Source organism: Pseudomonas cannabina, assembly GCF_900100365.1.
GTDB lineage: Bacteria > Pseudomonadota > Gammaproteobacteria > Pseudomonadales > Pseudomonadaceae > Aquipseudomonas > Aquipseudomonas cannabina.
The window spans coordinates 3,529,689-3,542,221 of the sequence record NZ_FNKU01000001.1 but is presented as its reverse complement, the minus strand read 5'-3'; the positions used below and the strand labels follow the sequence as shown (position 1 = coordinate 3,542,221).

The 12,533-nt window shown below is 58.0% G+C and carries 13 protein-coding genes; 7 read left to right on the top strand and 6 right to left on the bottom strand.

The window, feature by feature from the left end; translation table 11 throughout:
• Positions 1-9: 9 nt before the first annotated feature.
• Positions 10-1,359 carry a tryptophan--tRNA ligase gene (locus BLT55_RS16655; RefSeq protein ID WP_054998744.1) on the top strand — a complete coding sequence of 450 codons (1,350 nt, stop codon included), beginning with the start codon at positions 10-12 and terminating at the stop codon, positions 1,357-1,359.
• A 62-nt stretch (positions 1,360-1,421) separates the two neighbouring features.
• Positions 1,422-2,516: a cell division protein ZapE gene (gene zapE, locus BLT55_RS16650; RefSeq protein ID WP_054998745.1), complete on the top strand. Its 1,095-nt coding sequence runs from the start codon at positions 1,422-1,424 to the stop codon at positions 2,514-2,516.
• A 62-nt stretch (positions 2,517-2,578) separates the two neighbouring features.
• Here the strand turns inward: zapE and BLT55_RS16645 are convergent, their stop codons facing one another.
• Positions 2,579-3,484: a GlxA family transcriptional regulator gene (locus BLT55_RS16645; RefSeq protein WP_162234927.1), complete on the bottom strand. Its 906-nt coding sequence runs from the start codon at positions 3,482-3,484 to the stop codon at positions 2,579-2,581.
• A 492-nt stretch (positions 3,485-3,976) separates the two neighbouring features.
• Between BLT55_RS16645 and rplM the strand changes: the two genes are divergently transcribed.
• The 4 genes from rplM to BLT55_RS16625 all read left to right on the top strand — a co-directional run bounded on the left by rplM (position 3,977) and on the right by BLT55_RS16625 (position 6,173).
• Positions 3,977-4,405: a 50S ribosomal protein L13 gene (rplM, locus tag BLT55_RS16640; protein WP_002555065.1), complete on the top strand. Its 429-nt coding sequence runs from the start codon at positions 3,977-3,979 to the stop codon at positions 4,403-4,405.
• Between the two features lie 14 nt (positions 4,406-4,419).
• Positions 4,420-4,812 (top strand): 30S ribosomal protein S9, encoded by a 393-nt coding sequence (rpsI, locus tag BLT55_RS16635; protein ID WP_003216038.1) that lies wholly within the window; start codon positions 4,420-4,422, stop codon positions 4,810-4,812.
• Positions 4,813-5,121: 309 nt separating this feature from the next.
• A complete protein-coding gene (locus tag BLT55_RS16630) occupies positions 5,122-5,739 on the top strand; it encodes a glutathione S-transferase N-terminal domain-containing protein (RefSeq protein ID WP_007248965.1) in 618 nt (205 codons plus the stop codon).
• 17 nt (positions 5,740-5,756) lie between these two features.
• Positions 5,757-6,173 carry a ClpXP protease specificity-enhancing factor gene (locus tag BLT55_RS16625; RefSeq protein ID WP_054998747.1) on the top strand — a complete coding sequence of 139 codons (417 nt, stop codon included), beginning with the start codon at positions 5,757-5,759 and terminating at the stop codon, positions 6,171-6,173.
• Between the two features lie 129 nt (positions 6,174-6,302).
• On the opposite strand, the gene BLT55_RS16620 is transcribed toward BLT55_RS16625, so the two are convergent.
• The 5 genes from BLT55_RS16620 to BLT55_RS16600 all read right to left on the bottom strand — a co-directional run bounded on the left by BLT55_RS16620 (position 6,303) and on the right by BLT55_RS16600 (position 11,364).
• Positions 6,303-7,727 carry an IS1182-like element ISPsy6 family transposase gene (locus tag BLT55_RS16620; RefSeq protein ID WP_055001182.1) on the bottom strand — a complete coding sequence of 475 codons (1,425 nt, stop codon included), beginning with the start codon at positions 7,725-7,727 and terminating at the stop codon, positions 6,303-6,305.
• A 115-nt stretch (positions 7,728-7,842) separates the two neighbouring features.
• Positions 7,843-8,421 carry a BON domain-containing protein gene (locus BLT55_RS16615; protein ID WP_054084774.1) on the bottom strand — a complete coding sequence of 193 codons (579 nt, stop codon included), beginning with the start codon at positions 8,419-8,421 and terminating at the stop codon, positions 7,843-7,845.
• A complete protein-coding gene (locus BLT55_RS16610; protein ID WP_054084773.1) occupies positions 8,418-9,011 on the bottom strand; it encodes a phosphoheptose isomerase in 594 nt (197 codons plus the stop codon). Before BLT55_RS16610 ends, BLT55_RS16615 begins: the two co-directional genes overlap by 4 nt.
• Before the next feature lie 167 nt (positions 9,012-9,178).
• Entirely contained in the window at positions 9,179-9,553 is a 375-nt protein-coding gene (locus tag BLT55_RS16605; protein WP_007248961.1) for a YraN family protein, read from the bottom strand.
• Entirely contained in the window at positions 9,550-11,364 is a 1,815-nt protein-coding gene (locus BLT55_RS16600; protein ID WP_055000303.1) for a penicillin-binding protein activator, read from the bottom strand. Before BLT55_RS16600 ends, BLT55_RS16605 begins: the two co-directional genes overlap by 4 nt.
• Positions 11,365-11,644: 280 nt before the next feature.
• On the opposite strand from BLT55_RS16600, the gene rsmI reads away from it, so the two are divergent.
• Positions 11,645-12,517: a 16S rRNA (cytidine(1402)-2'-O)-methyltransferase gene (gene rsmI / locus BLT55_RS16595; RefSeq protein WP_055000304.1), complete on the top strand. Its 873-nt coding sequence runs from the start codon at positions 11,645-11,647 to the stop codon at positions 12,515-12,517.
• Positions 12,518-12,533: the final 16 nt, after the last annotated feature.

Here is a 12,533-nt window from a genome sequence, read left to right as displayed (position 1 = left end):
CGACCTGCCATGACCACTCGTATCCTGACCGGTATCACGACCACCGGCACTCCCCATCTGGGCAACTACGCGGGCGCGATCCGCCCCGCCATTGTTGCCAGTCGCCAGAGTGATTTCGATTCGTTCTACTTCCTGGCGGACTACCATGCCCTGATCAAATGCGATGACCCGCTGCGCATTCAGCGCTCGCGCCTGGAAATCGCCGCTACCTGGCTGGCGGCTGGCCTGGACGTCGATCGCGTGACCTTCTACCGCCAGTCGGACATCCCGGAGATTCCGGAACTGACCTGGCTGCTCACCTGCGTTGCGGCCAAGGGCCTGCTCAATCGCGCGCATGCCTACAAGGCATCGGTCGATAAAAATGTGGAAGGTGGCGAAGACCCGGATGCGGGCATCACAATGGGCCTCTACAGCTACCCGGTGCTGATGGCCGCCGACATTCTGATGTTCAACGCGCATCAGGTTCCGGTCGGTCGCGATCAGATTCAGCACGTCGAAATGGCACGTGACATCGGCCAGCGTTTCAACCACCTGTTCGGCAAAGGCAAGGAATTCTTTGTCATGCCCGAAGCGCTGATCGAAGAGAGCGTCGCCACCTTGCCAGGGCTGGACGGTCGCAAAATGTCCAAAAGCTACGACAACACCATTCCGCTGTTCAGCAGTGCCAAAGAGATGAAGAGCGCCATCTCGCGCATCGTCACCGACTCGCGTGCGCCCGGCGAAGCCAAAGATCCGGACACGTCTCACCTGTTCACGCTGTATCAGGCGTTCTCGACGCCGGAGCAATGCGCAGAGTTCCGTTCCGAACTGTTGCAGGGCCTGGGCTGGGGCGAGGCGAAGACTCGCCTGTTTACCTTGCTGGACGGCCAGTTGAGTGAGGCTCGCGAGAACTATCTGAGCCTGATCGAGCGCCCGGCCGATCTGGAAGACATCCTGCTCGCCGGTGCCCAGAAAGCCCGCCGCGTCGCTACCCCGTTCCTTGAGGAGTTGCGAGAGGCCGTTGGCCTGCGCTCGTTCCGAACCGTTGTGCAGAATGCCGATACCGGCAAGAAGAAGGCTACCAAAGGCGCGCGTTTCGTCAGTTTCCGCGAAGACGACGGTAGCTTCCGCTTACGTCTGCTGGCGGCCGATGGCGAGCAATTGCTGTTGTCGCGCAACTTTGCCGACGGCAAGGCTGCCGGCATCGTCAGCAAGCAATTGCAGCAAGGTGGCGAGCTGGACCTGCGCAGCGAGGACGATCGTTTCACGCTGTGGCTGAACGGTGAGTGTGTCGCCGACAGCCCTGTGTTTGCCGACGCCACAGCGCGCGACGCCGCTATCCAGACCCTCAAGCTGGCGCTCGCTCCCCAACAGGACTGATTGCCAATCCCCGGGGTCGTCGCTACAGTGACGACCCGTTTTTGTTGCCTTGCTAACGAATTATGACGCCCTTAGAACGATATCAAGCTGATCTGAAACGCCCGGACTTCTTCCATGATGCCGCGCAGGAAAATGCTGTGCGTCATTTGCAGCGCCTGTACGACGATCTGGTCGCCGCTCACGACAGCAAGCCCGGCCTGTTGGGCAAGCTGTTCGGCAAGAAAGAACCGACTCTGGTCAAGGGCCTGTATTTCTGGGGCGGAGTAGGGCGCGGTAAAACGTATCTGGTCGATACGTTCTTCGAGGCGTTGCCGTTCCAGGACAAGGTCCGGACGCACTTCCACCGCTTCATGAAGCGCGTGCACGAGGAGATGAAGACCATCAAGGGCGAGAAAAACCCGCTGACGATTATCGCCAAGCGTTTTTCCGACGAGGCGCGGGTCATCTGTTTCGATGAATTCTTTGTCTCCGACATCACGGACGCCATGATTCTGGGCACGCTGATGGAAGAGCTGTTCAAGAACGGTGTGACGCTGGTTGCGACCTCGAACATCGTCCCGGACGGCCTGTACAAGGACGGCCTGCAACGCGCGCGCTTCCTGCCGGCGATTGCGCTGATCAAGCAGAACACCGAGATCGTCAACGTCGACAGTGGCGTCGATTACCGCCTGCGTCACCTGGAGCAGGCCGAATTGTTCCACTTCCCGCTCAACGAAGCTGCGCAGGAAAGCATGCGCAAGAGCTTCAAGGCGCTAACCCCGGACTGCGCGGAAACCATCGAAAACGATGTGCTGATGATCGAAAATCGCGAAATCCGTGCGTTGCGGACCTGTGATGACGTGGCCTGGTTCGACTTCCGCGAGCTGTGTGACGGCCCGCGCAGCCAGAACGACTACATCGAGCTGGGCAAGATCTTCCATGCTGTGCTGCTCAGCGGCGTCGAGCAGATGGACGTCTCCACCGACGACATCGCCCGACGCTTCATCAACATGGTCGACGAGTTCTACGACCGCAACGTCAAACTGATCATCTCGGCCGAAGTCGAGCTGAAGGACCTCTACACCGGTGGCCGCTTGATGTTCGAGTTCCAGCGCACTCTGAGCCGTCTGCTGGAAATGCAGTCCCACGAGTTCCTGTCGCGGGCGCATAGGCCCTAGGTAGCAGAGCAGCTGCAAGTTTCAAGCTACAAGGCGCAAGTCAAAAGCCTGCAGCTTGCAGCTCAAAGCTTCTCCCTCTGACTCTCGAACTGATGCCGATATTGATTGGGTGAAAGCTCGGTGTGCTGGCGGAACAGGCGGGCGAAGAAGCTGGCGTCGTCGTAGCCGACTTCATAGCTGATGGTCTTGATGCTCTTGCGCGTGCCCGACAGCAATCCCTTCGCTGTTTCGATCCGCAGCCGTTGAAGGTAATGCAGCGGTTTGTCGCCGGTCGCGGTCTGGAAGCGGCGCATGAAATTGCGAATGCTCATGCCGTGCTCGCGCGCCACGTCTTCAAAGCGGAATTTGTCGGCAAAGTGCTCTTCCAGCCAATGCTGAATCTGCAGAATCACCACATCCTGATGCAGTTTCTGCCCGCCAAAGCCGATTCGTCCCGGTGCGTACGTGCGGCGCACTTCATAGAGAATGTCGCGGGCCACGGCCTGGGCGACGTTGGCGCCGCAGAATCGCTCGATCAGATAGATGTACAGGTCGCAGGCCGAGGTCGTGCCGCCTGCGCAATACACGTTGTCGGCGTCGGTCAGGTGTTTTTCCTGGTTGAGCAGCACGTTGGGGTAACGCTCTGCAAAGGCACCGAAGAACCGCCAATAGGTGGTTGCTTCCTTGCCGTCGAGCAATCCGGCTTCGGCCAGCCAGTACACGCCGGTCGCCTCGCCGCAGATCACCGCGCCGCTGGCGTGTTGTTCGCGCAGCCAGGGCAAGACCTGCGGGTAGCGCTGGCAGAGGATGTCAAAGTCATCCCAGAACGCCGGGATGACGATGATATCGCTTTGGCACAGTGCGCCGTCCACCGGCAGCGTGACGTCGCTGAAACTGCTGACGGAGAGGCCGTCCGGGCTGATCAGGCGGGTTTCGAAAGCAGGTATCAGGCCTTGGCCCAATTGCTTGCTGTAACGCAGGCTGGCCAGGTGGAAAAAGTCCTTGGCCTGCATGACAGTCGAAGCGAACATTTTGTCGGTGGTCAGAATGCTGACGCGCCGTAGAAGGGCGGTTTGCTGGATCGGCATAATCTTTATTCTTATATGGGTAAATGGTCAAGCAACGGCTGGATCGTCTTATTTTTTGACGATTATGTCCAGTCTGTCTTGGCAGGATTCCCGAGCGCTGTGAATGATGGCTTTGTGCTTCGAGGGCAAATATCCGCTAATCGGGCCATCGCAGGCAATAAACAGAACGTGAACAAAAAATCCGGTTGAGGTTATTTTTGCAGTCTGTATAATCCGCCAGCTCTTTGCAGTGGAAGTGATGCGCCGTCTGCCGAAGAATCTTGCCGTATAACGGACGCGCTGACCCGAGCCCCCGATAGCGTCTGTTTCCGGCTGCCTTTGACTTGTCAAAGTACGCACTATTCAGTAAGATCCGCCGTCTAATTTTCAGGGCGGCCCCTGAGGCTATAAAGAATGAAAACTTTTACTGCTAAACCGGAAACAGTTAAGCGCGACTGGTTCGTCGTCGACGCTGCTGGTCAGACCCTGGGTCGTCTGGCCACCGAAATCGCGAGCCGTCTGCGTGGCAAGCACAAACCGGAATACACTCCGCACGTTGACACTGGCGACTACATCGTCGTGATCAATGCCGAGCAGATCCGCGTTACTGGTGCCAAGACCACCGACAAGATCTACTACTCACACTCCGGTTTTCCGGGCGGGATCAAGTCGATCAACTTCGAAAAGCTGATCGCCAAAGCTCCTGAGCGCGTGATCGAGACCGCGGTCAAAGGCATGCTGCCTAAGAACCCGCTGGGTCGCGACATGTATCGTAAGCTGAAAGTCTATGCGGGCGCTGTACACCCTCATACTGCTCAGCAGCCCCAAGAACTGAAGTTTTAACGGAATAGTTCATTATGTCGGCGACTCAAAATTACGGCACTGGCCGTCGCAAGACCGCAACCGCACGCGTTTTCCTGCGTCCGGGTACTGGTAACATCTCGATCAACAACCGCACTCTGGAAAATTTCTTCGGTCGCGAAACTGCCCGTATGGTAGTTCGTCAGCCGCTGGAACTGACCGAGACCGTTGAAAAGTTCGACATCTACGTCACTGTTATCGGTGGCGGCGTAAGTGGTCAGGCTGGCGCAATCCGCCACGGTATCACTCGCGCTCTGATGCAGTACGACGAGACGCTGCGTGGCGCACTGCGTAAAGCAGGCTTCGTGACTCGCGATGCTCGTGAAGTTGAACGTAAGAAAGTCGGTCTGCGTAAAGCGCGTAAGCGTCCGCAGTACTCGAAGCGTTAATTCGCTTTCGTTCGAAGCGCTTTGCTCAAGGCTCTTTTTCCAAAGCTCCTTTTTCGAAGCTCTTTGTTCAAAAGAACGTCCATCTCCTCACGGGGGTGGGCGTTTTTTTTATGGACGTCTTTTTGCGGCGTCACTGGGCATATCGCGAAGCTCATAGCTTACCCGCGCAAGATTGCAGAATTTAGATCGCGTAAATAAGCTATCTTGTCGCCCGCGACGAACACCTGTCCTGTTGCGATCATTGTCGGAGGCGCCTTGAAGCGCGTTCGTTCGTCTGTCCGATAAATTTAACAAGCGAGGAGGACCGCCATGGGCGTGACCAACCGGTTGGCCTGTTACTCCGACCCCGCCGACCACTATTCCCACCGTGTGCGCATCGTGCTCGCGGAGAAAGGTGTCAGCGCCGAAATCATTGAGGTTGTGGCAGGTCGTCATCCGCCGCAGCTTATTGAAGTGAATCCGTATGGCAGTGTACCCACGCTGGTTGATCGTGATCTGGCGTTGTACGAGTCGACAGTGGTGATGGAATACCTGGATGAGCGTTATCCTCATCCGCCCCTGCTGCCCGTTTATCCGGTAGCGCGTGCCAATAGCCGTCTGTTGATTCACAGGATTCAGCGGGACTGGTGCGGCCTGGTGGACCTGATTCTGGACACTCGCAGTAAAGAACCTGCTCGCGTTCAGGCGCGCAAGGAGCTGCGTGAAAGTCTGGCCGGGGTTTCCCCGCTGTTCGCAGAAAAAGCTTTTTTCATGAGCGACGAGCTAAGTCTCGTTGATTGCTGTCTATTGCCCATACTCTGGCGTTTGCCGATTTTGGGTATCGAATTGCCGCGGCCTGCCAAGCCGTTGCTTGATTATATGGAGCGCCAATTTGCGCGTGAGGCTTTTCAGGCGAGTCTGTCTGCTGCCGAACGTGAAATGCGCTAAGGCTTAAGGAGCCGTTAATGAACTCCAGTCGCCCTTATCTTGTTCGCGCTCTTTACGAGTGGATCGTCGATAACGATTGCACCCCGCATGTGCTGGTCAATGCGGAGTACCCATCCGTTCAGGTCCCTCAGGGGTTCGCCAACGATGGACAGATTGTCCTGAATGTTTCGCCCAGTGCAGTGCGTCATCTGCATATGGATAACGAAGCCGTCAGCTTTGAAGGTCGCTTCGGGGGTGTGCCACACACCCTGTACGTGCCTGTTGCCGCCATTCTGGGCATTTATGCCCGTGAGAACGGGCAGGGCATGGTTTTCGATCTGGAGCCCTCCCTTGAAGATGGCGACGAGATCGAGATTGAAGTCGAAGACGACACGCCACCTGACAGCGAGCCTCCGCGCCCAAGCGGCAGGCCGAGTCTGAAAGTGGTCAAGTGACATACAGCTGAAATGAAAAAGGCGATCCTCGCAGACTGTGTGAAAACACACTGATGAAGGCCCAAGCAAACGCCCCGACTTGTTCGGGGCGTTTTTTTTGTATTGGCAGCAGACGAAAAAAATGTCCGCTCAGCCCATCAAAGCCATCAGATGGCGCACACCGAGCACTTTAATCGCTCGTTTCAGGTTATAGGCATTCACCGCCAAGGCCATTTCAGCTTTTGTACCCTCCAGTTGTCGCAGCAAGAAACGGCCATTACCAAATAGCCATTGCTTGAGGTTGCCGAAGGGGTGCTCAACGATGGATCTTCGGTTGGCCATCATCTCAGGATGCGCCTGCATTCTTTGCTCCATCCGCTCGAAAGCCTCTTCATGGGCATGTCGTGAGACATAACGGCGCCGGGCTCGAGTGCATTGCGTTTTCAGCGCGCAGTTGGCGCAGTCATCGACCTCAGCCTGATAGATCCGATCACCTTTGTTGTGCTGTTTTAGCGTTAACCATTTGCCTGCCGGACACTGGAAACGATCGTGTCCGGTCTCATAGATAAAGTCTTTTCGCTCAAAGAGCTGCTCTTCCTGACTGCCAGGGTTTTTCGAACGATTGGGCGGTACATAGGCCGTAATCGAAGCATCCTCGCAGGCCTGAAACTGCTTGCCATTGGAGTAGCCGGCATCGGCAGTGACCGTCAGATCATCTTGCTGTAACTCTGCTTTGGCGGCCTTGGCCATCGGCTCCAGTTGCTTTCGGTCATCGCCATCTTGGGTGACCTCATGATGCAAAATCAGGCAATGCTCGGCGTCCACGACGGTTTGCACGTTGTAGGCCACACGTGGCCCTTTGGCCGTGCGCATCATTCGGGCATCGCTTTCATGGGTGTTGAACTGCTCGATGCCCATCGAACGCATCAGTGCCTGGCAACTCTGATTATCCTGTTGTCGAGCCTCAAGCTGTGCCAGGGCTACCTTGATTGCGCTGCGATCAATTGAATCTGTGGTTTCAGCCTTGTCGGCCTCATCCAGCTCGGCCAGATACTGAGCGATGCGCTTATCCAGTTTTTCTTCCTGGCGCTTGAGCTGCTTCAAATTCACATGACGCCGTGAGGATGCGACCGCCTGAAACTTGCTGCCGTCGATGGCCACCAACTCACCGGCGATCAAGCCTGCCGTGCGACAAAACCGAACGAAAGCACGGCAGGTCGCGATGAAGGCGGGTTTATTGTTCTTGCGAAAATCGGCGATGGTCTTGAAGTCGGGCTTGAGCCGGTTGATCAGCCACATCACTTCGATGTTGCGCTGACACTCGGCTTCAAGACGTCGCGATGAGCGAATCCGCTGAAAATAGCCGTAGAGGTAGAGTTTTAGCTGATCGGCGGGATCATAAGCAGGGCGCCCCGTGCTTTTTGGAATCGCTTTATCGAAGCCCAGTTGCACCAGATCGAGCCTGGCAACGTACAGGTCAATGACACGAACGAGGTGATCCTCGGGGATCAACTCTTCCAGCGAGACCGGGAATAGGCTGGTCTGGCTGCGGGACTCACCTTGGATGTAGGCCATAACGAAAAATGCTCTGTATCTTTCGATACGGAGCATTTTCTTTGAGCGCTGCGCAGATTGCTAGGTTTTCACACAGTCTGCTCGGATCGCCTTTTTCATGTCTGCCCGTTGGCGGTCAGTCGATGTACTCGAACAGTTTGACGATCTTCTGCACGCCCGAGACGCTTTGTACCAGGTTGGTCGCGCGGTTGGCTTCGTCCTGAGTGACCAGGCCCAGCAGAAATACAATGCCGTTCTCGGTCACGACCTTGATGCGCGAGCCCGGGATCGACGCGTCGGCGATCATCTGGCTTTTGATCTTGGTGGTCAGCCAGGCATCGTTGTTGCGGGCCAGCAGCGACGAGGGCGCCATGACCTGGATCTCGTTGTTGACCTTCTTGACGCGCTGGACCGTGCTGGCAGCCTGTTCGGCCATGGCCTTGAGGTCGGCACGCGGTGTCTGGCCTGCGAGCAATACGATGCCGTTGTAGCTGGTCACAACGATGTGCGAGCCTTCGGCCAAATCGGGGTGCGCCTTGGAGATGTTGACTGCGGCCTTGGTTTCGATCAGCGAGTCATCGATCTTGCTGCCGAACGTGCGCGTGCCGCGATCATCTTCGATCGGCTTGTCGCGAGTAGCCGTGATCACCGAGCTGCATCCGGTGATGCTGAGGCACAGTGTCAGAACCAGTAGGCTGAGACGATTAGGGGTCATTCTTCACTCCCGAACAGTTGGCTGTCGATCAGATCGCAAAGGCAATGGATCGCCAGCAGATGGACTTCTTGTATACGTGCCGTGACAGTGGCCGGTACGCGGATTTCCACGTCCTCGGGCAATAGCAGTGAAGCCATGCCGCCGCCGTCGCGTCCCGTCAATGCTACGACAATCATTTCGCGATCATGTGCGGCCTGGATGGCCTGAATAATATTCGCCGAGTTGCCGCTGGTGGAAATCGCCAGCAACACATCGCCCGGCTGGCCCAGTGCGCGAATCTGTTTGGAGAAAATTTCGTTGTAGCTGTAATCGTTGGCGATCGAGGTGATCGTCGAGCTGTCGGTGGTCAGTGCGATGGCTGGCAGGCTCGGCCGCTCGCGTTCGAAGCGGTTGAGCAGTTCCGAGGAGAAGTGCTGTGCATCGCCCGCCGATCCGCCGTTGCCGCACGAAAGCATTTTGCCTTCGTTGAGCAGGGCATTGACCATGACCTGACTGGCTTGCTCGATATAGGGTGCAAGGACTTCCATCGCCTGTTGCTTGGTTTCGATGCTGGCCTGAAACAGCCGGCGAATTCGGGATTGCATGTCCATCAATGTGACCTTAATTAGAGCGTACGGCGGCGGGACGGATGCGCCGGGGTCTCCCGGCTGCTATCCGGCACACAGGGTGTGCAGCCGGCAAAACAAATAGCGAAATCGATGATGACAGAGGCTGGTTATAGTCATGAAGGCAGTCGGGCTGCTCGCCCTGATACGCTTCAGCTGTCAAAAGCACTTCTGATCCAGTTCAGTGGTGCGGCGGTGCCGGGGGTGCCTTCAATCGCGATCACGTCGAAACGACAGGGATGATCGGCCCAGTCCGGGACCTGTTGCAGAAAAAGCTGTGCGGCAGTGACGAGTTTCTCCTGCTTGCGAAAATCGACGCTTTCTACGGCGCCACCCCAGCCAGCATGGCGGCGATAGCGAACTTCGACGAATACTACTGTATCGCCGTCGAGCATGACTAGATCAAGCTCGCCGCGTTTGCATAACCAGTTTTGTTCGATGAGCTGCAGCCCCTGCTGTTGCAGATACTGCAGGGCGTAGGCTTCTGCCTCGCGCCCTGCTTGCTGCCGGGTGCTGCGTTGCGTCAAGGGGTGGTGTCCGGCAGGCGCTGGATCTTGCCGTCCACAAACTCTGCCCATGGCAATTGACGCTCGATACGACGGCCAGGGTTCATGCTCAGGCTGCCGGACAAGCCGTCGATGCGCGTATCAGGCATCGCCTTGAGCTGACCGAGGCGCGGGGCCAGACGGTAAGCGTCGATACCCATCGCATACAGGCGACCCAGGCTGCCCGCAGCCTGCGGCCATTGGGCGGTCACTTGCTGGCGCAGCGGGTCGTCGGCGTTGAGCAGCCACGGTGTTTCGCAGAAGCGCACGCCATTGAGGTCCATGTACTGGGCGTGATCATTGCTGTTGGTGAACAGGTGCGAAGTCGCGTACACCGGTACGTCGCCCGCATACTGGAAGACCATGGTCGGTTTGATTTGCTGTGCTTGTTGGGGGGTTGCGGCGAGGAACATGAAGTCGATGTCCTGGCGACGGCTAGGCTGCGCAGCCACTTGAGTGCCGGCAGTGCTTTGCAGGCGCTGGGCACGGCCTTCGCTGTTACGCAACTGGAACAGATCGGCGACCTGCTGGGCCAGCTCTACGGGTTGATCGACATGCTCGGCGGCGATCAAAGTGCCGCCCTTGGCTTGCCAGGCTTTGCGGAACGCATCCAGAACGCGGTCGCCCCATTCGCCTTTCGGCACCATGGCCACTGCGCTGCGCTTGCCGTCGGCCCAGGCACGACGGGCCACTTCGCGGGCTTCGTCTTCTGCAGCCAGGCCGAACTGATACAACTGCGCAGGGCCTTCGGTGCTGGTGTCGCTGTAGTTGAGCGCCAGTGTAGTGATCGGCAATTGCTGACGGCTGTTCAGCTGTTTGACGAGGTTCTTTTCCAGTGGGCCGACGACCAGCTGAGCGCCAGCGGCCTGTGCCTGACGATAGAATTCGTCCATCGAGGTGATGCGCGAGCTATCGAAGACCTGAATGGCAGGCGGGTTTTCGCCTGCTTGCTGGGCCTGGAAGTGCGCCGCCATGAAGCCTTCGCGCAGTGCCTTGGCAACCGATGCCAGTTGGCCGTCCTGCGGCAGTAGCAGGGCGATTTTGGTAATCGGTTCGCTGGTCAGGGCGCGCAGTTTGGCAAGAGCGTCTGGCAGTTGCAGGGCTGCGGGGTGTTTCGGGTTTTGCGCTTTCCAATTATCGATGGCTGCCTGTTGCTGCTCGAGCGTACCGGCACCTTTGATCGAGCGAGCCAGGTTCAGCCAGCCACCCAGGTCATCAGTAGCGCTGCTTTGCAGCTGTTCGGCCGGCAAAGCGGAGACCAAGGTCCAGATCGCATCGTTGTTGGCGCTGAGGTCTGCGCCCTGCAACAGCGGCCCGGCAAAGACCCGCTCGTTGACGGCTGCCAGCATCTGACCATCGGCTTCCAGCGCGCGCGCCTTGACCCGGTGGGTGCGAACCTGCTGTTCGACCGACAGTTCACCCAGGCGCTGCATGCTCGGATGATTGAGGGCGGTCAGCGCGGCCTTGGGTTGATTGCGGCCCATTGCCAGTTCGGCGGACAGGGTGCTGGCGTAGACCTGCAGGCCTGGCTTGAGTTGATCGAGCTGGACCTGACCAAGGATCTGCGCAGCGCGTCCGGCGTCGTTCTGGCGGCTGGCCAGATCGGCAGCGCTCAAGCGCAGCGTCGCGGCTTGCTCGGGCGACTTGGCGTTGGCGGCCTGATCGAGCAGTTGCTCGATGCTGGCGTCAGGGGTGCGCGGCAGCTCGCCAAGGCTGGACGAGGGCGAGCTGGCGCAGGCTGCGAGAAGTGCAGCGAAGCAGAGGGCAGAGAGCAGCCGCAGACAAGCGATCATTGGTATGTTCCTGATACTCGAGCGAATTAACGGAGAATTGTACCCAAGCGCTGGCCGGGGTGCGACGTCGAAGGTGCGTAAAGCGATGATATTGGTCGCGTTAGGGTCATCCGTCGGCCAAATCGTTCAATTCGGGGCTGTCGACGCGTGTTTCGGTTAGGCGTCATCACGTTTTTATTCCTTTTTTGCCCGCTTCCCTGATGCGCGAACCGTTGGCGCGGTCGCAGCCTGTACAATGCGTGTTCACGAAAATCCAGCTTTACCACAAGAGGTCTGCGTTTTGACTGTTCCGGTTGTTTCGAATTCCACCCCGGGCTCGCTTTATGTCGTGGCGACCCCTATCGGCAATCTGGACGATATGAGCGTGCGGGCGCTGAAAGTGCTGCGCGAAGTCGCGTTGATCGCGGCAGAAGATACGCGTCATTCAGCACGCCTGATGCAACACTTCGGTATATCGACGCCGCTGGCCGCCTGCCACGAGCATAACGAGCGTGATGAAGGTAGTCGGTTTATCACGCGGCTGCTGGCGGGCGACGATGTTGCGCTGATTTCCGATGCGGGCACACCGCTGATCTCCGATCCCGGCTATCACCTGGTTCGCCAGGCGCGTGCCGCCGGTGTGCCGGTCGTTCCGGTGCCGGGCGCCTGCGCTCTGATTGCCGCTTTGTCTGCGGCGGGGCTGCCTTCTGATCGTTTCATCTTCGAAGGCTTTCTTCCGGCGAAGGCGATTGGCCGTCGGGCAAAGCTCGAGCTGGTAAAGGAAGAACCGCGCACGCTCATCTACTACGAGGCGCCTCATCGAATCCTGGAATGCCTGCAGGATATGGAGCTGGTCTTCGGTGCCGAGCGGCATGCCTTGCTGGCGCGTGAAATAACCAAAACTTTCGAAACGCTCAAGGGTCTGCCTTTGGGTGAGCTTCGGGCTTTTGTCGAAGCCGACAGCAATCAGCAGCGCGGCGAGTGTGTGGTGCTGGTATCCGGCTGGACGCCGCCTGCGGACGAAGATGTTGTGGGGGCTGAAGCGCGCAGGGTGCTCGATCTGCTGCTCGAAGAGATGCCGCTCAAGCGCGCAGCTGCTTTGGCGGCCGAGATAACCGGGGTGCGCAAGAATCTGCTTTATCAGGTGGCGCTGGACAAACAGAAGGGCGAATAAGGCGGGCTTTCGAGAC